At 44.9% G+C, this 25,764-nt stretch carries 24 protein-coding genes; 22 read left to right on the forward strand and 2 right to left on the reverse strand.

Annotated features, from left to right (window positions below; translation table 11 throughout):
* Positions 1-20: 20 nt before the first annotated feature.
* The 16 genes from AC0L6N_RS05945 to purF all read left to right on the forward strand — a co-directional run bounded on the left by AC0L6N_RS05945 (position 21) and on the right by purF (position 16,780).
* Positions 21-1,667, forward strand: coding sequence for a SpoIIE family protein phosphatase (locus AC0L6N_RS05945; RefSeq protein ID WP_473479800.1), 1,647 nt, complete (start codon positions 21-23; stop codon positions 1,665-1,667).
* An 8-nt stretch (positions 1,668-1,675) separates the two neighbouring features.
* Complete coding sequence (locus tag AC0L6N_RS05950; protein ID WP_473479803.1) at positions 1,676-2,137, forward strand: GNAT family N-acetyltransferase; 462 nt, start codon at positions 1,676-1,678, stop codon at positions 2,135-2,137.
* Positions 2,138-2,217: 80 nt separating this feature from the next.
* Positions 2,218-3,234 carry an extracellular solute-binding protein gene (locus tag AC0L6N_RS05955; protein ID WP_473479805.1) on the forward strand — a complete coding sequence of 339 codons (1,017 nt, stop codon included), beginning with the start codon at positions 2,218-2,220 and terminating at the stop codon, positions 3,232-3,234.
* Positions 3,235-3,267: 33 nt separating this feature from the next.
* A complete protein-coding gene (locus AC0L6N_RS05960; RefSeq protein ID WP_473479808.1) occupies positions 3,268-4,920 on the forward strand; it encodes an ABC transporter permease in 1,653 nt (550 codons plus the stop codon).
* On the forward strand, positions 4,913-5,959 hold the full coding sequence (locus AC0L6N_RS05965) for an ABC transporter ATP-binding protein (protein ID WP_473479811.1): 1,047 nt from the start codon (positions 4,913-4,915) through the stop codon (positions 5,957-5,959). The genes AC0L6N_RS05960 and AC0L6N_RS05965 overlap by 8 nt, the downstream gene beginning before the upstream one ends.
* A gap of 95 nt (positions 5,960-6,054) precedes the next feature.
* A complete protein-coding gene (locus AC0L6N_RS05970; protein WP_473479813.1) occupies positions 6,055-6,504 on the forward strand; it encodes a tellurite resistance TerB family protein in 450 nt (149 codons plus the stop codon).
* Positions 6,505-6,964: 460 nt separating this feature from the next.
* Positions 6,965-7,237 carry a hypothetical protein gene (locus tag AC0L6N_RS05975; RefSeq protein WP_473479816.1) on the forward strand — a complete coding sequence of 91 codons (273 nt, stop codon included), beginning with the start codon at positions 6,965-6,967 and terminating at the stop codon, positions 7,235-7,237.
* Between the two features lie 114 nt (positions 7,238-7,351).
* Positions 7,352-8,755, forward strand: a complete 1,404-nt coding sequence (locus AC0L6N_RS05980; protein ID WP_473479818.1) for a sensor histidine kinase — start codon at positions 7,352-7,354, stop codon at positions 8,753-8,755.
* Positions 8,755-9,357 (forward strand): hypothetical protein, encoded by a 603-nt coding sequence (locus AC0L6N_RS05985; protein WP_011574433.1) that lies wholly within the window; start codon positions 8,755-8,757, stop codon positions 9,355-9,357. The genes AC0L6N_RS05980 and AC0L6N_RS05985 overlap by 1 nt, the downstream gene beginning before the upstream one ends.
* A complete protein-coding gene (locus AC0L6N_RS05990; protein ID WP_006994077.1) occupies positions 9,354-10,703 on the forward strand; it encodes a sigma 54-interacting transcriptional regulator in 1,350 nt (449 codons plus the stop codon). The genes AC0L6N_RS05985 and AC0L6N_RS05990 overlap by 4 nt, the downstream gene beginning before the upstream one ends.
* Positions 10,704-10,895: 192 nt before the next feature.
* Positions 10,896-11,687, forward strand: a complete 792-nt coding sequence (truA, locus tag AC0L6N_RS05995) for a tRNA pseudouridine(38-40) synthase TruA (protein ID WP_473479822.1) — start codon at positions 10,896-10,898, stop codon at positions 11,685-11,687.
* A 137-nt stretch (positions 11,688-11,824) separates the two neighbouring features.
* Positions 11,825-12,673 (forward strand): acetyl-CoA carboxylase, carboxyltransferase subunit beta, encoded by an 849-nt coding sequence (gene accD, locus AC0L6N_RS06000; RefSeq protein WP_473479824.1) that lies wholly within the window; start codon positions 11,825-11,827, stop codon positions 12,671-12,673.
* Between the two features lie 15 nt (positions 12,674-12,688).
* The gene (gene folC, locus AC0L6N_RS06005) at positions 12,689-13,969 is read left to right on the forward strand and encodes a bifunctional tetrahydrofolate synthase/dihydrofolate synthase (protein ID WP_473479826.1); all 1,281 of its coding nucleotides are present in this window, start codon (positions 12,689-12,691) and stop codon (positions 13,967-13,969) included.
* On the forward strand, positions 13,966-14,610 hold the full coding sequence (locus AC0L6N_RS06010; RefSeq protein WP_473479828.1) for an SPOR domain-containing protein: 645 nt from the start codon (positions 13,966-13,968) through the stop codon (positions 14,608-14,610). The genes folC and AC0L6N_RS06010 overlap by 4 nt, the downstream gene beginning before the upstream one ends.
* A 137-nt stretch (positions 14,611-14,747) precedes the next feature.
* On the forward strand, positions 14,748-15,236 hold the full coding sequence (locus AC0L6N_RS06015) for a CvpA family protein (RefSeq protein WP_011574439.1): 489 nt from the start codon (positions 14,748-14,750) through the stop codon (positions 15,234-15,236).
* Positions 15,237-15,262: 26 nt separating this feature from the next.
* Complete coding sequence (purF, locus tag AC0L6N_RS06020) at positions 15,263-16,780, forward strand: amidophosphoribosyltransferase (protein WP_473479830.1); 1,518 nt, start codon at positions 15,263-15,265, stop codon at positions 16,778-16,780.
* A gap of 151 nt (positions 16,781-16,931) precedes the next feature.
* Here the strand turns inward: purF and AC0L6N_RS06025 are convergent, their stop codons facing one another.
* Entirely contained in the window at positions 16,932-17,531 is a 600-nt protein-coding gene (locus AC0L6N_RS06025; protein WP_011574441.1) for a Yip1 family protein, read from the reverse strand.
* A 316-nt stretch (positions 17,532-17,847) separates the two neighbouring features.
* On the opposite strand from AC0L6N_RS06025, the gene AC0L6N_RS06030 reads away from it, so the two are divergent.
* The 4 genes from AC0L6N_RS06030 (at position 17,848) to miaE (ending at position 23,730) form a co-directional block, all read left to right on the forward strand.
* Positions 17,848-18,861: an HlyD family secretion protein gene (locus AC0L6N_RS06030; RefSeq protein WP_473479833.1), complete on the forward strand. Its 1,014-nt coding sequence runs from the start codon at positions 17,848-17,850 to the stop codon at positions 18,859-18,861.
* Positions 18,861-21,668, forward strand: coding sequence for a ribosome-associated ATPase/putative transporter RbbA (gene rbbA, locus AC0L6N_RS06035; RefSeq protein WP_473479836.1), 2,808 nt, complete (start codon positions 18,861-18,863; stop codon positions 21,666-21,668). The genes AC0L6N_RS06030 and rbbA overlap by 1 nt, the downstream gene beginning before the upstream one ends.
* Positions 21,669-21,671: 3 nt before the next feature.
* The gene (locus tag AC0L6N_RS06040) at positions 21,672-22,796 is read left to right on the forward strand and encodes an ABC transporter permease (RefSeq protein ID WP_473479839.1); all 1,125 of its coding nucleotides are present in this window, start codon (positions 21,672-21,674) and stop codon (positions 22,794-22,796) included.
* Between the two features lie 181 nt (positions 22,797-22,977).
* Positions 22,978-23,730: a tRNA isopentenyl-2-thiomethyl-A-37 hydroxylase MiaE gene (miaE, locus tag AC0L6N_RS06045; protein WP_011574445.1), complete on the forward strand. Its 753-nt coding sequence runs from the start codon at positions 22,978-22,980 to the stop codon at positions 23,728-23,730.
* A 33-nt stretch (positions 23,731-23,763) separates the two neighbouring features.
* Here the strand turns inward: miaE and AC0L6N_RS06050 are convergent, their stop codons facing one another.
* Positions 23,764-24,270 (reverse strand): HAD family hydrolase, encoded by a 507-nt coding sequence (locus AC0L6N_RS06050; RefSeq protein ID WP_473479842.1) that lies wholly within the window; start codon positions 24,268-24,270, stop codon positions 23,764-23,766.
* 151 nt (positions 24,271-24,421) lie between these two features.
* On the opposite strand from AC0L6N_RS06050, the gene AC0L6N_RS06055 reads away from it, so the two are divergent.
* Positions 24,422-25,042, forward strand: coding sequence for an HvfX family Cu-binding RiPP maturation protein (locus tag AC0L6N_RS06055; protein WP_473479845.1), 621 nt, complete (start codon positions 24,422-24,424; stop codon positions 25,040-25,042).
* Positions 25,043-25,157: 115 nt separating this feature from the next.
* Positions 25,158-25,709 (forward strand): NAD(P)H nitroreductase, encoded by a 552-nt coding sequence (locus AC0L6N_RS06060; RefSeq protein WP_473479848.1) that lies wholly within the window; start codon positions 25,158-25,160, stop codon positions 25,707-25,709.
* Positions 25,710-25,764 lie beyond the last annotated feature (55 nt).

Here is a 25,764-nt window from a genome sequence, read left to right on the forward strand (position 1 = left end):
TAACCGACCGGATCGTATTTATGCGTATACTTATCGTCGATGATGACTCCCTTAATCGATTTTTACTTTTGCATATGCTCGAACAAAAGGGTTATGTAAATTGTTACGAGGCTGAAAGTGGCCACGAGGCAGTGTCATTGGCTAAGCGGATCAATCCAGAATTGGTCTTACTCGATGTCATGATGGACGACATGAATGGGTATGAAGTCGCACCGATACTCAAAGAGCAAGCCGGTGATATCTATTTACCCATTATCTTCATCACGGCACTGGATGATGAAGAAAGCTTAGTGCGCTGCTTAGAGGTAGGCGGTGATGACTTCGTCGCCAAGCCATTTAATAAAACCATTTTAGCGGCCAAAATCAGTGCCCATGCACGCACACGCGAATTAAGCAAAAAGTCCTACGAGCAAAATCAACAACTGGTTTTTTACCGCAGTGCGGTGGAGCGAGAGCACAAAATTGTTGAGCACATCTTTTCGAATGCAGTGACTAACGACAAAAAATTGTTGCCGTATATAGATTTTACGCTCATGCCAGCGACAGATTTTAATGGCGATTTATTGTTGTTTAGCGCGAGCCCTAATGGCGGGCTGTATTACTTGATCGGGGATTTTACTGGTCATGGCTTGGCCGCGGCGATCGGTGCGTTGCCCGTCTCTCAAGCCTTTCATACTATGGCGAGTAAAGGATTGTCAGTGTTTGAAATGGCTCAAACCTTAAACGAAACCTTACTCAAACTATTACCTGGAGATATGTTTTTTGCCGCAGCGATTGTGCATGTTAGCAGCACTGGTACGCGCTTAGAGATATGGAACAGTGGGATGCCGGATCTTCTACTTTTTGATTTGAATGGGCAAGTCATTAAGCGCTTTGGGTCTCAGCACATGGCTCTGGGCATATTAGAACCCCACGAAATGGGTAAGGATGTTCAGCGGCATCAAAGCTCAGTGGGTGAACGTTTACTGGCGTTTTCAGATGGTGTAATTGAGATCACGGACGACGAGAAAAATATGCTAGGTGAAGCGCCTATTACGGACTGGATTGCCCAAAAAGCGGATATGTCAGTTTTTGAATTATTTGAACACATTACACATTTTAGCCAAGATACAGACCCCCTAGACGATCTCACCTGCGTATCTTATACCTGTCAGTCTCTGTCTGCGCTCGCACGGCGTCAGCAGGTTACACATGTACCCTTTAAATTAAACCTTACTCTTGATGCTGAAACGATAATTGAAACTGATCCAGTGAAAAGTGTAATCAATATGGTTTGTAGCCAAATAGGTATGTATGGTTTACATGCTCGCTTATTTACCCTGGTAAGTGAATTATACAATAACGCACTGGACCACGGAGTATTGCAGTTAGATTCAAATCTAAAGCACTCCCCCGAAGGTTTTGAAGCATATTTTGACTTGCGTATGCAGAGGTTGGCGCAATTGAACCAGGCGCAGATTACGATTACGTTAACGTACGAGCCTGCACAGAGACGCTTGATTATCGTGGTACGCGACTCCGGTTCTGGTTTTGATTACCAGCAGTATTCTAAGCAAGTGGATGTAGAGAATTGCTTTGGGCGAGGCATCCAGCTAGTCAATGAGTTGTCGGATTCAGTACGATATTTTGAATCTGGCAATGCAGTTGAAGTGACAATTAACGTATGAGGCAGAAAATGCAAACACAGCTACAAACCATCATCAGGAAAGCACAGGTCAGTGATATTCAGTCACTCGTCAATTTCAATCAATTAATGGCCAAAGAAACCGAAGATAAACAGCTTGATAGCGATATTCTAACTTTAGGGGTCAGCAACTTAATAAATGATGCTAGCAAAGGGTTTTATCTGGTCGCAGAAATAGAAGGGCAGGTAGTTGGCAGTTTAATGGTAACAACCGAATGGAGTGATTGGCGAAATAGTGAGTTTTGGTGGATACAAAGTGTGTACATTGTGCCTCAGTATCGCCGAAAAGGTTTGTATAGTGCTCTGTATAATCAAGTGAAATCTTTTGGCGAGAAGGCTGGTAACGTTTGCGGTTATCGCTTGTATGTGGAGCGCGAAAACCGCGTGGCCCAGCGTACGTATGAAGCATTAGCAATGGGCGAAAGTCATTATCTTATGTTCGAAGGGAAATAGCTTTCGGCTAATTGATAATTATTCTCAATTAGGTTAGGCTGGTGGCCATTCTTAAAATATTATTTATGCAGGGTATGAGTTTGAAACGATTTCTTAAATTGGTTGGTTTAGTTAGTTGTATTTCGATGAGTGCGTTGGCCGAAGCGCAAGAACTCAATGTGTACTCAGCCCGAAAAGAGGCGTTAATCAAACCGCTCTTGGATAAATTCAGTGCCAGCTCTGGTATCTCAGTAAATTTAGTGACGGGTAAAGCGGATGCCCTTATTACGCGCTTAAAAAGTGAGGGTAAATACAGCCCTGCTGATATTCTGATTACGACAGATGTAGGCAGACTTCACCGAGCGAAAGAACAAGGTTTAACCCAAGCCATTCAAACTGATGAGTTCAAAGATTTAATCTCACCAAATTACATTGACCCAGACAACAATTGGATAGGCTTTACCCTAAGGGCTCGCCCGATGATGGTGGCTCCAGAGCGTGTTGATATTGCTCAGTTAACTCGTATTGAAGACTTAGCCGATGAGCAGTGGCGAGGCAGAATTTGCGTACGCTCTTCAAGTAATATTTATAATCAGTCATTGGTTGCGGCTATGATTGCACAGCTTGGTGAAGAGCAAACTCAGTCTTGGTTAAACGCTTTTGTGAAGAATTTTGCACGCACACCAAAAGGGGGGGATCGAGATCAAATTAAAGCAGTGGTAGCAGGCCAATGTGATGTAGCCATTGCCAATACCTATTATCTGGCCGGCATGGCCAGTGATGGTGACGAGGCGACACGTGACACCGCCAGTAAAGTAAAGGTGATTTGGCCAAATCAACAAGACCGTGGTGCTCATGTTAACATTTCTGGTGCAGCAATCACCAAATACGCGCCAAATCCAGCGTCTGCGCAAAAACTCGTGAGTTTTATGCTTCAAGAAGAATCCCAAGAGTGGTACGCAAAGACTAATCATGAATATCCTCTTCGCAGCGATGTAGAGCAAAGTGTGGTGTTAACGACCTTTGGCGATTTCAAAGCTGAAGATATCGATTTGTCACAGGTAGGGGAGTTAAATCGCCAGGCGGTTGTGCTGATGGATAAAGCAGGCTGGAAATAATCCACTAGCTTTCTTCGCATTAGATCCCTTGATTTGAAAACCCGTCTTTGGCGCGAGCCTTGGTTATGGACCGTTACTGCCTTTAGTTTACTTTTGGCAGTGCCGGTTCTTTTAATTTTTAGCAGCATATTCATCCCGCAAAAAGCCTTATGGCAACACCTAATCGACACTGTACTCAGTGACTACGTTTATCACTCGCTTATAATTGCTTTCAGTGTTGGCGCCCTGACATTACTTGTGGGGACCAGCTTAGCGTGGTTGGTCGCGAGATATGAGTTTTCTGGGCGGGGGGCATTACAGTGGTTGATCCTTTTGCCCATGGCAATGCCTGCTTACATTTTGGCGTATACCTACACAGGTATGCTAGATGTAGCTGGGCCGTTACAAACGCAGCTGCGTGCGTTTTTCAATTGGACCTATCACGATTACTGGTTCCCTGATGTGCGCTCAGTGGGCGGTGCTATATTGATGTTATCACTGGTGTTATACCCCTATGTTTACATGCTTGGGCGCACCGCTTTTAGTGAACAATCGGCCAGTTTTTATGAAGCAAGCCGCAGTATGGGCGTAAGCGGCTTTGCTTATTTTTGTAAAGTCGCTTTTCCTTTAGCGCGACCTGCCATTTTAACCGGAACGGCGCTTGCTATGATGGAAGCGTTTGCTGATTACGGTACCGTCCAGTACTTTGGCATAAGCACATTTACTACGGGAATCTTTCGCACCTTTAATGGCTTGGGGAATGCGATAGGCGCTGCGCAATTGGCAGCTGTGCTGACAAGTTTTGTGTTAGTGCTACTTCTGATAGAAAAGCACTCTAGACGCCGGTTACGCTATTTTCATCAGGGGCAAAAACAACAAAGTGTGAAACGTATCAATTTGTCTCCCATCAAGAGTTTTTGGGCTGTGGTGGCGTGTTTAATTCCTGTTTCATTGGGGTTTATTGTCCCGTGTGCTCAGCTCATCATTTGGGCGGCAGAGCGAGCTACCTCGCAGATTGACGCTCAGTTTGTGGTTTTAATATGGAACAGTTTTTATTTGGCGGTGAGCGCCGCGCTTATCGCTGTGAGCTTAGCATTGCTATTTTCTTATGCTAAGCGTCTACGCAGTCACTGGCTACTCAATAGCCAAGTCCAGCTGGCAAGTTTAGGGTATGCCATACCAGGCACCGTTATTGCTATCGGCGCTATGCTGATGTTAAGCGCAGCAGATGACGCGATAAACGCACTGACGGAGGCCTGGTTTGATACCAGTGTAGGGTTAATCTTTTCTGGCACATTGGTTGCGCTATTGCTCGCCTATTCTGTGCGCTTTTTGGCTGTCGCTATGCATAATGTTGAAGCGGGCTTGCAGCGAATAAAACCCAGTATGGATGATGCAGCACGCTCTATGGGCTTGTCTTCTTTTTCGGTACTCAAAAAGGTGCATGTTCCTTTACTACGGGCCAGTGTGCTAAGTGCTTTATTGTTAGTATTTGTTGATGTACTAAAAGAATTGCCAGCGACGCTTATATTGCGGCCCTTTAATTTTAATACACTTGCCGTTCGCACATTTGAATTAGCCTCAGAAGAGAGACTTCAAGATGCAGCGGTGCCTGCTATCACTATTGTTATGGTTGGGCTACTTCCCGTCATATTGTTAACACGGGCGCTGGAGTCAACCAAACACAAGTCGAGTTCACATGCTTAGTTTACATAGTATCAATGTCGCCTATGACACTAAAACGGTGGTCAACGGCGTGTCTTTTTCGTTATCCGCCGGGGAAATCGGCTGTTTATTGGGCCCCTCAGGCTGTGGGAAAACATCGATTTTGCGCGCTATCGCAGGCTTTGAGCCTGTCACCCAAGGGAACATTCAGTTAAGAGGTGCTGAAGTCGCCAGCGTGCGCACTCATATCGCCCCAGATAAACGAAAAGTGGCGGTAGTGTTCCAAGATTTTGCACTTTTCCCTCATCTGAATGTGGCTCAGAACATTGGCTTTGGCTTGCACAACTGTACACCTCAAGAAAAAGCCCGACGGGTGAATGAGTTACTTGCCCTAGTAGGGCTGCCGGATATCAGCGAGCGATACACTCACTCTTTGTCTGGCGGCCAGCAGCAGCGAGTCGCTTTGGCACGAGCACTGGCAGTTGAGCCTGATTTATTGCTGCTTGATGAGCCATTTTCCAGCCTCGACGCTGAACTGCGCGAAGACTTAGCGCAAGATATCAGGCGCATCCTTAAGCATGAAGACACTAGTGCATTGTTGGTCACCCACGACCAGCATGAAGCGTTCGCCATGGCTGATACCATAGGGGTCATGCAGGGTGGGCGATTACTGCAGTGGGCGACAGCCTATCAACTCTATCATCGTCCAGTGGACAAGTTTGTTGCAGCATTTATTGGGCAAGGCACCTTACTGCGTGCAAAGGTGGTTGACGGCAGCCGTGTCTCAACAATGCTAGGTGTTTTCGCTTTAACGGATGAACAAACGCGCTTATTTTCTGATTCGCATACTTTAGATGTGCTCGTTAGGCCTGATGATATAATTCATGACGACAGCAGTCCTAATGTAGCCATGGTGTTGTCACGCGCATTCAAAGGCGCGCATATACTTTATGAGCTTGCGTTGAATGATGACCCAAGCGCTAAAGTGTTGTGTTTAGCGCCGAGTCATCACGACCACGCGCTAGGTGAGCATATTGGTATTCGCTTAGATCTGAAACATCTGGTGGTGTTCAACGCCTAAAGCCTACTGTTTATCGCGACTTGATGTATGTCCCCTTGTTTTCTGCCTGATAATCAATAGATATACAGGCAAGGCTTAGCTTATGAGAAGTGTTTATGATTACAAAATTAGTAAATTGGTTTGAAGAGAAGACTCGTCAAAATGAGGCGTCAGGTCAGGGGAGCTCACAAGAAGTTGCGACAGCCGTTTTACTATATGAGCTGATGCGGGCTGACGGTGATTTTAGTGCTCAGGAGCAACACGCTTACGAGCACATATTACGTTCTCATTTTTCCCTTGATGACAGTCAGTTGAACGAGCTGCTTGCATTGACTAAAGAAAAGGCATCACAGGCAACTGATTTCTCTCAGTTTACGCGGGTGATCAACGCGACCAGTTCTGTGCAGCAGAAACGTGGCATCATCGATGGCTTATGGAAAATAGCCTATTCGGATGACATGCTTGACCCTGAAGAAGAGCACATGATTAGACGAGTAGCTGATTTGCTATATATACCCCATAGCCAATTTATTAAAAGTAAACTTACCGCTTCAGGCGAACTATAAACTTATAGCGCTGGGTGTTGCTGATAGTAGACACCTTTAAGCGCTTATAGACCATCCGCGCTGTTCGAATTTACAGCATCGTATTTGGGCTGTGAAAACTTTCATGGTTCCTGTCTTAAATTTGCGACATTATTGCATTTTATCTTCTAAGAATAATTTCAAAAATCCAGTTAACCAATTGATTAATATGGATTATTAATTTGTGGCTCAATTATTGTTATACCAAAGGCGTAATCGTGCTTTTCCCGACTGGTTCCTCGGGTATTTTTGCAAGGATAGTGGGCACGGTGAGAATAGTAATAGTCAATACAGATACTGTTATTGGCTGCGATGGCGTTTGCAACTAATGGCTATTGTTATTCTTAGCTACGCTCACGAGCTGCGCTAATTGCTGGGCACGGATGCCACTTGTATTTTCAACGAACCCAATGACTGCCTTGGTGCTGCGGATATTAAAGTTATGAAACTCGCCCTTACGTTTTCCCGTTCTATTTCCTTTTCTCTTCTTCTTTCGAGTAGCTTTGCTTTGGCTATTCCACATCAGTCAGGTGATGACATTTTACAACGTTTGGATAAAAACGCCGATGGAGAGATATCCATCAAAGAAGCGGTGGCAGATCCAATTATTCTAGAGTCTTTTAGTCGAATAGATATCAACGGTGATGGCCTTATCAGCCGTCATGAGCTCACGAGTGTGCATGTCAGGCGTTCCCACGGTGGTGGGATAAACTAACCATACCGGTTGACAGTGGATTGGCAGTTACCCCCATGATATTTACTGCCTTGTGTCATCACCTTTTGTTATTATGCTGGCGAATTAGGAAGGAATAGATTGTTAGGATTGCCAATGCAACTTGGATCGTTACGCCAGCTTACGTTAGTTAGTTTTGCGCTTGTGCTCGTCCCTTTGGTGGTGCTGTTATGGCATAGCCAGATTACGTTAGGCAGAATGGGAGAAATCGCCACCAACGAAGCTGAATTTTCAGTGGCTATGGTTCGGCGGGTTAATAACTTGGAAAGTTTCTCAGTGGATATTGAGCGACTCATCCGCCAATACCACGTGTTAGACAAACCTGAGTTGAAAGAACTATCAGATAAATACGTTCAGCGCTTTACTGAGTCCCTCGGTAGCCTATGTGTGAAACTTGATAATTCCCGGGAATGTAACGTGCTGAGCGACCGCCTTACGTGGTTTCGAAGTTACGACAGGTTGAGCGATGAATTGCTACTTGATGCGCAATTAGCTGAATTTCGCCGAGCGTTGACTGAGTTGGGAGCGAGTGTGGACTCTTTACTCGACGACCGAATCAAACAACGTCAAGCGTACGTAAGTTCAGTTCAGCAAACGCAAGCATGGTTGACGGCTTTGCTGGTGAGTATTAGTTTGATACTGATCATTTTTGGCAGTCAGCTGATTCTGCGCCCTGTACGAAAATTGGAGCATGTTATTCAGGCCATTTCGCTGCAAGAAGACGAATTACCTGAAATTTCTAACTCGGGGCCTAAGGAACTGATCCTAGTTGAACGCAAACTACATCGCCTTTCAGATAGGCTAACCCAGCTAGAGCACTTACGCCACGCGTTGCTGCGTCATGCGTCTCATGAGTTGAAAACGCCACTGGCGAGCATTAAAGAAGGCTGCTCACTGTTAACTGAGCAAGTGGTTGGAGAGCTCAACGATCGGCAAATGGAAGTGATGTCTTTGCTTAATAGCAGTACAGACCGCCTTAACACCTTAATCATGCAGTTGCTTGATTACAACTTACTACTGCAGCAGGCAAAGCCTGATTTTCAGTGGTTAAAAACATCCACTTTGATGGAAGGTTTTATTACAGACAACCGCCTAGCACTGCAACAGAACAACCATGAGTTGGAAACGAAAATTGAGTTGCCGCAAGTGTACGCCGACGCCAACTTATTTAGGCGTATTCTTGACAATTTGCTGTCAAATGCCATTGCCCATGGCAGCAAGGGCCGCCCAATTAATATTAAGCTATACCAAGAAAAACATGTTCAGGTGTTAGACGTTTCAAATCGCGGGCAAAAAATATCACCTGAACAAAGGGCTATTTTATTCGAGCCATTTAATCGCGGTGAGGGAAAACGCAATGACCGTATTATTGGTTCTGGGCTAGGGTTGTCGATCGTTGCCGATTGTGCGCGTATGATGCGAGGGAAAGTTGAAATTGTCGACGTGGATTATGCGGATGTGTGCTTTCGCGTTTCAATCCCCTTAACTGAGAAAAAGTAATGAAAGCGATAATAATTAAAGCAGGGATAAGCTTGCTCGTTTTGAGTTTGGCTGGGTGTAAATTGGTACCTGAAAATAATGTGAATGTTGAACGCCAAGAAGTACTACACGAGAGAAACTATTGTCTATACCAAACGCCAGATGCGTCCGTAGAAAAAAACTGCGACATTCATTATTGGCTTAATTATTGGCTCGATGGCGATGAGATGACATGGGCTCAACGTAAAGCAGAGATTGCTCTGTTGTCCGATAGCCCCCAAGACCAACTACGTAAAATATTACTTTGTCAGGGCAAAGATACTCCTTACCAAGACAAGTTGCGATCACAGTCATGGGCGCTGAGCCTGATAAAAGAATTTGATGGGGGCATGCAAGACATGCTCAGTGTCATGATTTACCACCCGAGTCAGGTGTTGCTTGAGTCAGAATCAGCGGTGGTGACATTAAGTAAGATTAACGGTGGCCAGTCCACTCGAATTGAAGAGCAGCAGGAGTTGGTTGATCAACAAAGACTGCAAATTGAACAACAGCGAAATCAAATTGAGCAGCTATTAAAAATCGAAGCGTCAATTATGGATAACGCTAAAGGAGATCCTAAGTGAGTAAAGTTGAAGCGTCGTTAAAGCCACAAATATTACTCGTAGATGATGACGAAAGTTTACTACGGTTAATGGCTATTCGCTTAGAAGGTGAAGGCTATAGTGTGCAAAGTGCAGAAGGCGGCAAAGAAGCGCTGCGCTTGATGAATACCCAAAATTTTGATGCGGTATTAAGCGACCTTAGAATGCCAGGATTAGATGGCTTAAGTTTATTTGAAGAAATTATGTCCTTGGGCAAAGACCTGCCGGTTATTTTGATGACAGCCCACGGCACAATCCAAGATGCGGTTGAGGCGACCCAAAGAGGAGTTTTCGGTTTCCTTACCAAGCCGATTGATCATACCGAGTTGCGTGACTTATTAGCCAAAGCGGTGAGTCAAAGCCAAGGCTCGCAAACAGGTGCTTGGCGTGAGCAAATTATCACGCGTTCCATGCAAATGGAGCAGTTGTTGGACCAAGCCCACCGAGTGGCGCAACGTGACGTCAGTGTGTTGGTCAGCGGGGCAAGTGGAACGGGTAAAGAGTTATTGGCCAATGCCATTCACAAAGCCAGTAAAAGGGCGAATAAACCGTTTGTGGCGATCAACTGTGGTGCTTTGCCTGAAAACCTACTTGAGTCTGAACTTTTCGGACACGCCAAAGGGGCCTTTACTGGCGCAGTGAATGAACATCAAGGCTTGTTTCGTGAAGCAGATGGTGGGACGTTGTTTTTAGATGAAATTGGTGACATGCCAACGCCGTTGCAAGTTAAATTACTTCGCGCATTGCAAGAGCAAGTTATTCGTCCTGTGGGTAGCAGCAAACAAATACCCGTTGATGTTCGCATTATTTCGGCAACTCACAAAAATCTTGCAACAGAAATGAGTGAAGGGAATTTCCGTGAGGATCTGTATTATCGCTTAAACGTTGTGAACTTAACGCTGCCAACGCTGCGTGAACGCTCAGAAGATATTCCCTTGCTGGCTCGTTACCTACTTAAGAAAAGCGCCGAGCGCCATGAAGTGCGCGTCAGCCGTTTTTCTGATGACGCCATGCAACTGTTGACCACTGAATTGTGGCCAGGCAATGTGCGCCAGTTAGTCAATGTGGTTGAGCAGTGCGTTGCATTAACACAAACATCAGTGATTGCAGTGCACCTTGTGGAACAAGCACTGTCGACGTCTGAGCAAAAATGGCCAACGCTCACCGAAGCGCGAGATGCTTTTGAACAGAGTTATCTGCTAAAACTGCTTAAAATGACCGACGGGAATGTTACTCGGGCCGCTGAAATTGCCGGTCGTAATCGCACTGATTTACACAAGTTGATGAAGAAACATGATTTGCACTCTACTGACTTTAAGCATGACTAATGGCTAATTAAATAAATAAGTAAGTAATGGATTGCCCCGTAAGCGCGAATATTGTTATTCGCGCTTTTTTGTTTTTAGGGAACGTGGTTGTATTTTTATAAAAAAGAGAGGGGATTGCGCAAAGTTAGTGCAACACATTACTGTTTTCTGTTTTAGAATACACAGCAATTTTTTAAAGAGGTAAGTAGTTAAATGCGAATAGCGTTAGGAGTTGAATACGATGGTGCCCGCTTTCATGGCTGGCAAAGGCAAAATGAAGTCATAAGTGTACAGCAGCACTTAGAGGAAGCCTTGACGCGTATTGCTAACGAACCTATCCGCGTTGTGTGTGCAGGTCGCACTGATGCGGGTGTGCATGCGACAGGGCAGGTGGTCCATTTCGAGACGACTAGCCAGCGCCCTGATAGAGCATGGACACTGGGTATCAACACCTACTTGCCAGATACAATATCTGTGCGTTGGGTAAAAGCCGTGCCTGAGGATTTTCACGCACGTTTTTCTGCTACTGCCAGGCGCTATCGCTATATCATCTATAACAACACGTTGCGCAGCGGTATTTTGGCTAATGGCGTGACGCATATCTACGGTGATCTTGATCATGAGTTGATGCACGAAGCCGCACAAAAATTAGTGGGTAAACATGACTTTAGCTCGTTCAGAGCAGTGAACTGTCAAGCGAAAACAGCGACCCGCACCATGTCCCATATTCGCGTTAAGCGTATGGGCGACTATATTGTGATTGATGTACAAGCCAATGCTTTTTTACATCATATGGTGCGTAACATTACGGGGACTTTGGTGGCTATTGGACATAAAGAAAAGCCAGTGGAGTGGGTAGACGAATTATTAGAGGTCAAAGACAGAACGCAAGCCGGTATTACCGCGCTACCAAACGGTTTGTATTTAGTGCACGTTACGTATCCAGAAACGTTTGCACTGCCAAAACTGAAAATGGGGCCTTTGTTCCTTGCGGATGACTTCTAAGACCAGTTTTATTTTCGTAACTTTGAATAACTGTGTTTTAATACGGTTTGAATGTGCCTAGAAAATTAATCGTTGCATCTGTCGTTGCATATCCTCAATAAAAACAACGATATGATTGCCAAAGAAGGTTTAAATTAATGAGTTGGATTGAAAAGATATTACCGCGTACAAAATCACCCACTAAAAGTAATGTACCTGAAGGTATATGGACTAAGTGTGGACAGTGTGATGCGGTTCTATACAAGACTGAGCTAGAAAAACAGTTAGGCGTATGCCCTAAGTGTAATCACCATATGCGTGTCTCCGCGCGTGCTCGGTTGAATCAATTTTTAGATCAAGGTGAACGTACCGAGTTAGGTAGCGAACTTGAACCGAAAGATTTACTGAAATTCAAAGATTCCAAAAAATACAAAGATCGTTTAGTTGCTGCGCAAAAAGCCACAAATGAAAAAGATGCTTTAGTGGTCATGCAAGGTAAATTAAAAGGTATGCCGGTAGTGGTTGCTGCGTTTGAGTTTGCCTTTATGGGTGGGTCTATGGCGTCAGTAGTTGGGGCGCGTTTCGTGAAAGCGGTTGAGGCCTGTTTAGAACACAACATGCCACTTATCTGTTTCTCTACCAGTGGTGGTGCGCGTATGCAGGAAGCGTTGCTTTCACTAATGCAAATGGCAAAAACCAGTGCTGCATTGGCGAAAATGAGCGAGAAAGGCCTGCCTTACATATCGGTTATGACGGATCCTACTATGGGTGGTGTATCAGCCAGTTTAGCCATGTTGGGTGATGTTAACGTAGCAGAGCCTAAAGCGTTAATTGGTTTCGCTGGACCTAGAGTGATAGAGCAAACCGTACGTGAGACCTTACCTGAAGGCTTTCAGCGTAGTGAGTTCCTATTAGAGAAAGGTGCGATTGACGTGATTATTGATAGACGCGAAATGCGCGATCGTTTGCACAGTATGTTATCTAAGTTGCATCATCAACAGGCATAAAATTTCAGCACATAAATGACAAATTTATCTTCTATACAGGCCTCTAGTTTTGAGGCCTGGTCTTTAAATGAGTGGCTTGACCACCTCAGCGCATTACATCCTAAGAATATCGAAATGGGCCTTGAGCGAGTGAACAAGGTCTTTGAGCAACTCAATATCTCTTTTTCAAAGCAAACCGTGGTCACTGTTGCCGGTACTAACGGTAAAGGCACCACCTGCGCATTTCTTGAACAAGCCTGCTTGGCAGCAGGCAAAAGAGTTGGAGTTTATAGCTCACCTCATCTGATTCAGTACACTGAACGAGTGCGCATTAACGGTATCGATGGGAGTGAGCAAGCCCACTGCCGAGCGTTTCAAGCCGTCGAGCGCGCTAGGGGGGATATTCCTCTTACGTATTTTGAGTTTGGTACCCTAGCAGGTCTTAAACTTGTACACGATGCCAATGTGGATATCGCGTTACTTGAAGTGGGCTTAGGCGGGCGTTTGGATGCAGTGAACGTGGTGTCGCCTGACATTGCAGTGATCACCAGTATCGATTTGGACCATCAAGATTTCCTAGGTGATACCAAAGAACTAGTGGCTGCAGAAAAAGCCGGCATCATGCGTGACAATATTCCCGTAGTGGTGGGTGAGCCTGTGAAATACCAAGCTTTGCTTGATGCTGTTTCTCAGCACAGCGCACTGGCATCTTGGCAGCATGTGGATTTTGATTATCAACTAGCAGATGATTATATGGTGTGGAGCAATCATCAGCTTAGTTACGCGCAATTACCCATCCCGCATATTCCTGCACAAAACGTGTCTACTGGCTTGCAGGTGATCCAACTACTAAAGCTGGACTTAAGTGAAGGGGATTTGGCTAATGTGATCACTGACACCAGACTACCTGGTCGATGTCAGTATATCGGATATTCTCCTGCCATTATGGTGGATGTCGCCCATAATCCTCAAGCCACGGGTTATTTACTTTCGCAAATACGTAAGCTTGATTACGACAGGCTTTACTTAGTTGCGGGTATGTTGAAAGACAAAGATATTCGCTCGAGTCTAGCGGATTTTTCAAACTTAAATGCGCACTGGATGTTGGGCGGCTTAGATGTACCAAGAGGTGCTGCCGCTGCGGATATTAAATCAGTGTTAGACGAGCAACAAAAAGTGCTAGAATTTTCCACGGTTTGCCAGGCGTTTGAAAAAGCGAAGGCTTTGGCGCAAGAGCGAGACTTGATTGTTGTATTCGGTTCTTTTTTTACCGTATCAGACATTCTTAAGCTATCAAATAAAGGAAATAACGAGTGACCTCTGCGCTAAAAAATCGATTAATTGGTACGGTGATTATTGTGGCTATCGCTGTTATTTTTTTGCCGGATTTATTGGGCGGTAAAACCCAAAGCGAAAAAGAACTGTTTGTTGAATTGCCAGAACGTCCAGCGGTGAAAACCGTGCAACGTCCAGGCAGTTTTTCTACTGAGGATCTTGCCAGTCTCACCTCAAGAGACATTGAAATAGTTGAAGACAATGCTATCGACGACAACACGTCTGGCAATGCAGCAGTACAAGAAAGCGATATCAAAGGTCAGGAAGACGCTGATGTGGCTGCTCAATTAGCCAATACAGCACCCGTGCAAAATTCAGAGCCACAGACAAAGCCTGTCACAGCATCGAGCACGCACGCTTACGAAAAGGCTTTACTTGAAGGAGCCGGCTGGGTTGTTCAGTTGGGGACGTTTAGACACAAAAAAAATGTGCAGGAATTACTTGAGAAGTTAGAAAAAGCTGGCTATCGCGCTTTTACCCGACCGGTTCAAACCAGTAGTGGCAAGTTAACTAAAGTGTTTGTGGGGCCTGATTTGCAAAAGGCTCGTTTAGAAAAATCCCTTGGCGAACTGACCGAGTTAACAAAATTAAAAGGGCGAATTACCCCATTCACTGTCCAGTAATATGGATTGCTATTAATACTAAAATTAGCAAGATTTTAGTCATGAGTTTTGCTAATATGCGCGCGAATTTAGTGTTATGGCGTGAAGATTAGGTTTTTGATCCACGTTATGCATCACCAGCGGATTTATCAATTTTTATGAACTGGATAGACTACGCCATCATCGGCGTCATTCTGCTCTCCACCGTTATCAGTTTAGTACGTGGGTTTGTTAAAGAAGCAATCTCACTCGCTGTCTGGTTTTGCGCCTTCTTTATTGCCAGTCGTTTTTATGCGGACTTGGCGACCTACCTAACTAGCATTGATGATCAAACTATTCGCAACGGCGTGGCGATTGCTATTTTGTTTGTGGCGACTTTGATCCTTGGCGGATTACTCAATTACTTGATTTCGCAGCTAGTACACTACACAGGCTTGTCAGGCACTGATCGTGCACTTGGTGCAGTATTTGGTGTGCTACGTGGCGTTTTGATCGTCAGCGCTTTGCTCTTTTTTCTCGATACGTTTACCCCATTAGCTGATGCCGATGGATGGAAAACATCATTACTTATTCCAGAATTCAGCTTAGTGATAGAGTGGTTCTTTCAATATTTGCAAGGTAACTCAAGCTTCATCAAACCCATTTAACAAAACCGTTTAAAAAGGTAACTCACATGTGTGGTATTGTCGGAATCGTAGGTAAAAGTCCAGTAAACCAGTCCTTGTATGACGGGCTGACTGTATTGCAACATCGGGGGCAAGATGCAGCAGGGATTGTCACCATAGACGAGGGTGTGTTTCATCTGCGTAAAGACAATGGGTTAGTGCGCGATGTTTTCCACACGCGTCATATGAAGCGACTCACAGGTCAGTTTGGTATTGGTCATGTACGTTATCCTACAGCCGGCAGTTCTAGCTCTGCAGAGGCGCAACCTTTCTACGTTAACTCACCTTTTGGTATTGCCTTTGCCCACAATGGTAATTTAACCAATGCACATGAGCTAAAAGATGACGTATTTCGCATTGCTAAACGCCATATTAACACCACGTCTGACTCCGAATTATTGCTCAATATTATTGCGCATGAACTCCACAACTGTGAAGGGTTAAGCCTAACCCCAGAAGAAGTATTCAAAGCGGTGACCACAGTGCACAAAAAAGTGCGTGGTGCATACGCTGTTGTTGCTGCAATCATAGGTAACGGCATGCTGGCTTTTAGAGACCCATTTGGCATTCGTCCTCTGGCTCTGGGCAAACGCAAAACTGAATTTGGCGACGAATACATGGTGGCCTCTGAAAGTGTTGCATTGGATGCCGTGGGTTTTACGTTTATCCGTGATGTGGCGCCAGGTGAAGCTATTTATGTGACCGAAAGCGGCGAATTGCACACCCAACAATGTGCGCATGGGGCAATTAATGCTCCTTGTATTTTCGAATTCGTTTATTTTGCCCGCCCAGATTCTTTTATCGATGGTATTTCGGTTTATGCGTCACGCGTTAATATGGGTCGTAAGCTAGGTCAGAAAATCGCTCGAGAGTGGGCGGATTTGGATATAGACGTTGTCATTCCTATCCCAGAAACATCAACTGATGTCGCCCTACAGATTTCACTTGAGTTGAACCTGCCATACCGCCAAGGTTTTGTGAAAAACCGTTACATTGGTCGCACCTTTATCATGCCTGGGCAAACCATGCGTCGTAAATCGGTACGTCGTAAATTGAATGCCATCCCCTCTGAGTTTGCCGGTAAAAATGTATTGCTGGTGGATGATTCGATTGTGCGTGGCACTACCTCAGAGCAGATCATCGATATGGCGCGTGAGTCTGGCGCGAAGAAAGTGTATTTTGCGTCGGCGGCGCCTGAAATTCGTTTCCCTAATGTGTACGGTATTGACATGCCTTCGGTGAACGAATTGATTGCATATGGTCGTGAGATTGAGGAAATTAGCGATTTGATCCGAGCCGATGGTTTGATATTCCAAGACATCAGCGATTTAGTTGAAGCGGTGACTGAACTTAATCCAGTTATTAATCGCTTTGAAACGTCGGTCTTTGATGGAAACTATATTACAGGTGATGTGGATCAACATTACTTGGAGCGTATTGATACATTGCGTAATGAGGGGGCTAAAAACGCTGGCATTCAAACTGAGCTAAGCAACCTTGAAATGCACAATATGCAGGAAGACTAAACGAAAATTGTGTTCTTAAAACATAAAAAAAGCGCTGTTATTCAGCGCTTTTTTGTATCTGCTGTTTGCATATCTTTTGGCGGACAGTCGCTTATGCGGTCAATACTGATTCTATAAAGTCTTATCCAATAAACGTCTAACCAGAAAAAATTTAACCAGTAAAGACTGGCCCCATGCCCATGCTCCACAAGATAACGGACGCAGCCATCAAAATAGTTAATAGTACCAGACCACAGGTCACCACAGAGCTCGCATAAATAAAGCCTTTCTCTTCAGGGATGTGCATAAGAATAGGCGTGCCGGTGTAAAGTAAATACACCGAGTAGGTGAGGCCCACTAAACCGATCATCATGACAAACCATAAAACAGGATAAAATGCCGCAAAACCTACCATAAACAACGGGGTTGCCGTGTAAGCTGCGAGTTCAAGTGACTGGGTATAAGTGGGTGTCGAGTCGAACGCTTTCGCCAGCTCGTGAATTAGCACAGATAAGGCTAGAACGCCGACCACTAAGCCCAAGTAGGTACCGGCGCTCATAATAGCAGCGCTTTCTTTAGTGAGTTTGATTGTGTCGCCAACACCAATGCTCCAACCCAAATACGCGGTAGAGTAGTAGGTCATTAAAGCGGGAATAAGAGATATTAGGGCGATGTGACTTAAGCTGTAAAAATAGGTTTCGTGACGGTCATCAATGCTGTGCCATTCTTCTTTAGGATGGGCATACAACCCCCACAGGTGATTCAAAATCATATAGTTACTCGCTCTTTTGTTATTAACAATTAATTTACAACTAATTAACGTTCATTCTGTTGTAGGTTGGTTAATTCGTCAACAGTTTTCGTTTTCTACCTTAGTATTAGCCGTTTTATTAGATTTGATATGTCTTGGCGTGGTTTCTCAACGAGCCTGACGATCTGTTTTGTATCCTGCGCTTTTTCATTGCGTTTATAGTTGCCTCTAAAAATCTGTCTTCAAGTTGATTCGTGTCATTTTCTTGCGACCTCATTGGCGTAATATGTAGCGTACGATTTGCGAAATGTTTTAAACATCAACATTGGATAGCACCTTGAAAAAGTTACTCTCACTTATTTTACTATTGGCCGTTATTGCTGCTGGCTATTTCGCTTGGCATTACTTTAATTCTTCTGATGCAATCGTTGGGTTTGCTTCAGGGAATGGACGTGTTGAAGCCGTTCAAGTTGATGTATCTACTAAGATTGCCGGGCGAGTAGAGGCAATTTATGCTCAGGAAGGCGACTTAGTACAACAGGGGCAAACGATTGCAAAAATCGATACCAAGCAGTTACACGCTCAGCTTCTGCGCTATGAGGCCGACGTGGCCGCTGCACAAAGCCAAGTGGCATCAGCCAATGCTGGAATTGCTCAAGCCAAGGCAGAAAAGCGACTAGCTGAACAAGAGCTAGCCAGAGCAAAGCAGCTTATTAAGCAAAATAATATCAGTAAAGAAACCCTAGATACCCGCGAAAGTAACGTGGCAGTGGCTATTGCCAACGTTGAAGCCGCTGAAGCGTTAAAAGTATCGCAATTGCGCAGCGTGGATGCAGCCAAAGCGGTAGTGGAAGAAATACAAACACAAATTGATGATGCCACGCTTGTTTCCCCTACCATTGGCCGGGTACTTTATCGGTTAGCTGAGCCTGGTGAAGTCCTTGGCAGCGTTGGTACTGTGATAACTTTGATTAACCTTTCCGATGTATATATGGAGATATTTTTACCGACAGCGCAAGCTCATCGTGTGGAAATGGGGGCCGAGGCGCGTGTCAAATTGGATGTGCTTGATATCGCCATTCCTGCAACCGTGAGCTATGTATCGCCAGAGTCTCAATTCACCCCTAAGCAAGTGGAAACGGCGACTGAACGTGAAAAGCTGATGTTTCGGATCAAAGTTCGCATCCCACAAGCGCTTGTGCTGAAGCATATCGAAAAGGTAAAAACAGGGGTAAGGGGAGTGGCTTACATTCGACTTAATACGCTGGACAATGAGCCTTTGGCTGACTGGCCAGTGTTTTTACAGAAATTACCTAAAGAAACCGTATCTAACGATAATAGCGCTCGCTAATGGCAACGTCAGATTCTGCGCCATTGCTTGCAAGCTTGCAGGGAATCAATCATAGGTATGGCGATGTACAAGCGCTAAATGACATCACGTTGGATATTCCTGCCGGCATGATGGTGGGCCTTCTCGGGCCCGACGGCGTCGGAAAGTCGACATTATTAGGGCTTATTTCTGGGGCCCGAAAATTACAAGACGGCCAATTGCAGGTATTAAATGGAGACATGCGCTCATCAGTCCACCGTAAAAAAGCCGGCCCTAAAATCGCGTATTTGCCCCAAGGTCTTGGAAAAAACCTATACGCTGATTTGAGCGTAGAAGAAAACTTGGATTTTTTTGCTAAGTTATTTGGTCAAACATCGCAAGAGCGCGCTTTACGCATCACGCAGCTCACTAAAGCCACCGGACTTGAATCATTTTTGCACCGTCCAGCAGGGAAATTATCCGGTGGTATGAAGCAGAAACTGGGGTTGTGCTGCTCTCTTATTCACGATCCAGACCTGCTGATCCTCGATGAACCAACGACTGGGGTCGACCCCTTATCTCGACGTCAGTTTTGGCAACTTATTGCGCAAATTCGCTCACAAAGGCATCAAATGAGTGTTGTGGTGTCCACCGCGTATATGGATGAAGCGGAAGAATTCGATTGGCTTGTTGCTATGGATGCGGGCAAAGTTCTTGCTTCTGGTAAACCACAAGCTCTAAAAACCTCTACCGGCACTGATGATCTCGAAAGTGCCTTTGTGGCGTTACTCCCACCAGAAAAACGAGGAAATACACAAAAGCTCGTTATTCCTCCACTTGAAGTATCAACCGAAAAACCCGCGATTATCGCCAAAGGTATCACCCGCAAGTTTGACGACTTTGTGGCCGTGGATGATGTTAGCTTTGAAATAAAAGCAGGAGAGATTTTCGGTTTTTTAGGCTCCAATGGATGTGGAAAAACCACGACCATGAAAATGCTTACGGGTTTATTGCCAATATCCTCTGGGAAAGCGTTTCTGTTTGGTAAAGAAGTTGACGCGAGTGATATGCTGACCCGCATGAGGGTGGGGTTTATGTCCCAAGCGTTTTCTTTGTACACCGAGCTGACAGTGTATGAAAACTTATTATTACATGCTCGTTTGTTCCATATATCCAAAGAGAAAACAGCACAGAGGATTCGTACACTGGTAACACGGTTTGATTTACAATCGCAGTTGCATACCAAAGCCCAATCATTGCCCCTTGGGATCCGTCAACGTCTTTCACTTGCTGTTGCCGTTATTCATGAGCCTGAAATGCTCATTCTAGACGAGCCGACCTCGGGGGTAGATCCTGTTGCTCGGGATGTATTTTGGCGTTTATTAGTGGAATTATCACGCAGAGATAAAGTCACTATTTTTATATCAACTCATTTTATGAATGAGGCCCTAAGGTGCGATCGCATATCGCTTATGCATGCTGGAAAGGTATTAGTGTATGACGAGCCTAAGCACCTTGTTGCCGCCAAACACGCGTCTACATTAGAAGAAGCCTTCATTGGCTATTTAGAGGAAGCCATTGGGGAAAAAGAAGCACCTGAGAACGAAGAACCGAACGTGCCCTTGACCAACATTCCTTCTAAACCCTCGGCGTCGCTACTGGAGCCGCTAGAGGGGGCATCAGATGAGGCCGCAAATACGAAAAATACCGAAACAGATAGTGTTTTCAGTCTTAAACGTATGCTCGCTTTTAGCTACCGTGAAATCATGGAAGTGATGCGCGACCCAGTGCGCTTAACATTTGCTTTTATCGGTAGTGCATTGCTGTTGCTCGTGGTTTCCTATGGTATATCTCTTGATGTAGAGGATTTGACCTACGCGGCCTATGACAATGACCGTACCCCCCAAAGTCGCGAGTACCTGAGCCATTTTGAGGGCTCGAGGTATTTTATTAAAAAGCCGAGTATTCAAAGTGAAGATGATCTGCAAAGACGTATGCAGTCGAATGAAATTACCCTGGCGCTGGAAATTCCTGCTGGTTTTGGTCGCACCCTGATTAGAGGTGAAACACCCTCTGTTTCTGCTTGGATTGACGGCGCGAATACCACGCGGGCGGGTACCATTGAAGGTTATGTGTCGGGTGTGCATGTTGCGTATTTAACCCAGCTCTTTGCTGAGCAAGGTTATGACATAGACGATTACGCGAATGTAGACCTTCAACCTAGGTACCGTTATAACCCGACCTTTGAAACGATTTTTTCTATGGGGCCTAAAACCCCTGCCATGTTGTTGTTATTGTTTCCTGCCATATTGATGGCTGTCAGTATGGCGCGGGAAAAGGAGATTGGCACAATAACCAATTTCTTTGTTACGCCGACCACGCGTTTTGAGTTTTTATTGGGTAAACAGCTGCCTTATATCGTTATCGGTATGATTAATTTTGTGACCTTAACCCTGCTGGTGGTCTACCTGCTCAAAGTGCCACTAACTGGAAGTGTGACGGGGTTGATGCTCGGCGCCTTCTTTTATGTCTTTGCAGCAACGGGCTTTGGTTTATTGGTTTCCTCAATCACCAACACGCAAGTGGCTGCGGTGTTTGCTACGGCCATTTTAACCCTAATGCCTACCGTAATGTTTTCCGGCATGATCCAACCTACTTCTACTCTGGAGGGGGGAGGGTATATTATTGGTACGTTATGGCCAGCCACCTATTACATGCACCTTAGCGTTGCTGCATTTACTAAGGGACTAAGTGTGTGGCAGTTGATGAATGATATATATGTTCTCGCTATTTTTGGACCCGTTTTTGTGGTGGTGACTGCGTTGTTTCTTAAAAAGCAGGAGGCCTAGTTGATGAGAGCATGGATAAATATTTACTGGTTAGGGCTAAAGGAATTGCGCAGTGTATTGAGTGATTTCGTCATGCTTCTACTCATTATTTACTCATTTAGTTTGGCGATTTACGCACAATCAACAGCCACAAGCGAATCTGTGAACAATGCCTCTGTGGCAATTGTCGATGAAGACCACTCTGCGTTGTCTCGCGCCATAGCGAATGCGTTGTACCCACCTTATTTTAAAGTGCCAATCCTTATTTCACCATCCGAAATTGACGATGCGATGGACAGCGATACCTATATGTTTGTCGTTAGTATTCCGCCCAATTTTGAACGCGATGTAAGAAAAGGCGAACGACCCAGTGTGCAAATCAATATTGATGCCACGGCAGTCACTCAAGCCAGTTTAGGCAATACCTATATTCAAAATATTGTGACCGATGAGGTAAATCACTATATCACTCGCTCTGATGAAGACACCGAATATCCTGTTGAATTGGTGCAACGCAGAGCGTTTAATCCTAACGGCACGGGAATGTGGTTTGGGGCAATTAATGCACTGCTTAATCAGATATCTATGCTGACTATTATCTTAACTGGGGCAGCGTTGCTGCGCGAAAGAGAACACGGCACTATTGAACATTTACTGGTGATGCCACTGACCTCTTTTCAAATCGTGATGTCAAAAGTCTGGGCAAACGGTCTTATCATCTTGGTGTCGTTTATCCTGTCTACTTTTTTTGTAGTGGAATGGATTTTGGACGTGCCCATTGCAGGCTCTCGATTCTTACTCTTTGGTGGCACGGCGTTGTACTTGCTGGCAGCTGCGGCGATAGGGATTTTTCTAGGGACAATTGCACGTACCATGGCACAGTTCGCCTTATTACTGCTGATGGTCATCATACCCATCATGATGTTGTCCGGCGGGCTAACGCCCATTGAAAGTCAACCTGAGGTGATTCAGCCAGTGACGTGGTTACTGCCTTCACGCCATTACATGGCATTCGCTCAAGCGGTGGTATTTAGAGGAGCGAACATGGTGATCGTATTACCTGAAATGCTAAAAATTCTCGGTTTGGGATCTGCATTTTTTGTTGCGAGCATTCTGTTATTCAGGCGTTCTATTAGCGTCAGTAAGTAAAAGAAGTGAACAGTAATCAATAGCCTCAGCTTACAGATAGAGTGGATCATCGATAAATTGTAAGCTGCGCGGCTCATCATCACACCGCTTATGGTATAGTACTGCGCGCCAATTTCCCGAGCGTGTCAGTTGTATATGCTGCGGTATTTATTCACAAAAATTATGTAAGGTTGTTTGCTGCTTGGAAAACCTATTAGCCCCCATCAAAGCGTTTTTGAAATGCGACACCCCAGACGAGTGGGTCACCGCAGCCGTTAAAAAAGAAAACCTAGCGGTATTGCTGACGGATCACCTGATCTGTGAGTTAAAGGCAGCGCAAAGCGCGATGTTTTTAATTCGTCGTTATGCGGTAGATGCCGACAGTGCAAAAGCTTTATTGGCCTGGTTAAAGCCTTATGAGGATTTTGCTTATCGTCAAATTGGCGATTGGCAAGAGCTTGAAAAGTTAAAGTTAGATAAATCTATGCTGGTTAAAACAGGTAGTCGCTACGGCCAAGATTTAGTGGATAAAATGGTGATGCTCATTCGCGAAGAGTTGCACCATTTTTATCAAGTTCTCGAGATGATGAATCGCTACGATATTGAGTATGACAAAATTGAATCGAGTCGTTACGCAAAAGGGCTTTTACGCCATGTTAAAACCCACGAGCCTGATGCCCTCATCGACAAGCTGATTTGCGGTGCTTACATTGAAGCGCGCTCTTGTGAACGTTTTGCCAAAATAGCGCCATTTTTAGACAAGCCCTTAGGCGATTTTTATATCTCGCTACTGCGCTCTGAAGCGCGCCATTATCAAGATTATCTGACATTAGCGACTGACATTGCAGGCAAGGATATATCACAGCGAATTGCATTTTTTGGGGAAGTGGAAGCGGATCTCATTGTGCAACCTGATACTGATTTTAAATTCCACAGCGGCGTACCTACGCGATAATGCTGACAATCACTGTTATCTGAACGAACGTGCCTAAGCATGCAATTCATCCAAGTGGTGTACTTCGCAAAAAGACGGCCTTTCTTTTATAGGGATATTTGCGACTGTTGCCGCTGTCGTTGCATCGATGTTTGATGGATTGTACCAAATAGCACGAAGACCGGCTGCCAGTGCAGGGCGAATATCTTTGTCAAAGGTATCTCCCACCATCGTTACATCTTTGGGGGCGACACCTAGATTTTTTATTATTTCTAAATAAAACGCAGGTGTGCTTTTGTTTAAGCCAGTGTTGGCGAAACAAAAATAGCCTGAAATGTACTGTGCTAATTCGACCCGCTCAAATGCTTTCTTGATTTCATGTTCATCAGAGTCGGCTGCATTAGTCGCGATATAAATGGCACTATTTTTCGCTAATTGACTTAAGGCTGAAGTTGCACCGTCAATGCATTTGACCGTGGGCCAAAGATGCATTTTTCCTAGCGCGTCAGGGAAATCTACCATAAGGGTGTCTCCCCAATCGAATAAATAAGTTGCACTCATTGTCTTACTCATTAAGGTGGGAGCTGCATAGCTATTAACGCTGCAGTTTGAAGGATACGACTTAAGTAAGACTAATTATTGTTGGCATTGATTGAAAGTTTTTTTGAATATCTGCTATCTAATGGGTAGCAAATTATTTATTGGAACCTTTATGAGCGTCTTGAATTTAGTCACAGGTGCACAGCGCACACTAGAAAAAACCTCCGTCTTTGAGGGCATTGCACCCTTGCTACTTCGTTTGTATTTAGCGCCAATCATGATCCAAGCTGGTTGGACAAAACTGGGTAGTTTTGACAATACCGTTGATTGGTTCGCCAGTCCAGATTACGGCCTAGGATTACCCGCCCCTGCGTTGTTGGCCTCATTAGCGATAGCAGCTGAATTGCTCGGCGGTATCTTCATTTTAGTAGGACTTGCCACCCGCTGGGCGTCTATTCCCTTAATGTTTACTATGCTTGTTGCTGCATTTTCTGTGCATTGGCCAAACGGCTGGCCAGCGATAGCTGATGCCTCTAGTTGGTTATCAGATGGTACGATCATGCTGAATGAAAATGTGATGAGCGCACCTGATAAGTTAGCCGCAGCTAAAAGCTTGTTGCAAGAGCATGGGAATTACAACTGGCTGACATCAAGTGGTAAGTTTGTGATCTTGAACAACGGCATTGAGTTTGCCATGACATATTTCTTTATGTTGTTGTCGTTGTTCTTCACAGGTGGTGGTAAATTCACCAGTGTGGATTACTTTCTACGTAAAAAATTTATGCCTCAATAGGGCACAATTACTATAAAAATCAAGGCGCATTGGGCGCCTTTTTTTATTGCTCCGAGTTGTGATAATCGCCATACTGATTGCCTACATTCTATTTTCCTTGAGGTATTTTTATTCTATGGACGCCTTAAACCTGCTGCTTAATCGTAGCTCTCATCCTAGATTACAAGCCCCTGCACCGTCAGGTGAAGCATTAACCAATATTATGCAAGCCGCACTTCGCGCCCCTGATCATGCGTGTTTAGCGCCATGGCGGTTTATTGTGTGTGAAAAATCGGGCCTAGCAAAGCTGGGTGATATTTTTGAACAAGCAGCAATTGATGCTGATATGACTGAGAAAGAGATAGAGCGAGCACCTCAATTACCTAAGCGTGCACCTATGGTGATCGTAGCGATTGCAAAATATGTGGAACATCCCAAAGTGCCTTGGGTTGAGCAGGTTGCTTCTGCCTCGTGTGCTGTGCACGCCATGCAAATGGCTGCAGTCGCGCAGGGGTTCAATGGAATCTGGCGTACAGGCAGTTATGCGCAAGATGAAAATGTTAAACAGGCGCTTGGGTGCGCTGAAAAAGATGAAATTGTCGGCTTTTTATACTTAGGAACACCGATGACGGATGCCTCATCTAAACCAAATCGCGATGTTGCAGACTTCTTTGAAGCGTGGAAATAGAGGGACTAAAGCGATAATAGCTGTCAGAGCACAAGCGAAAATATAATCAGCTCAA

The organism is Paraglaciecola sp. G1-13 (genome assembly GCF_055809255.1).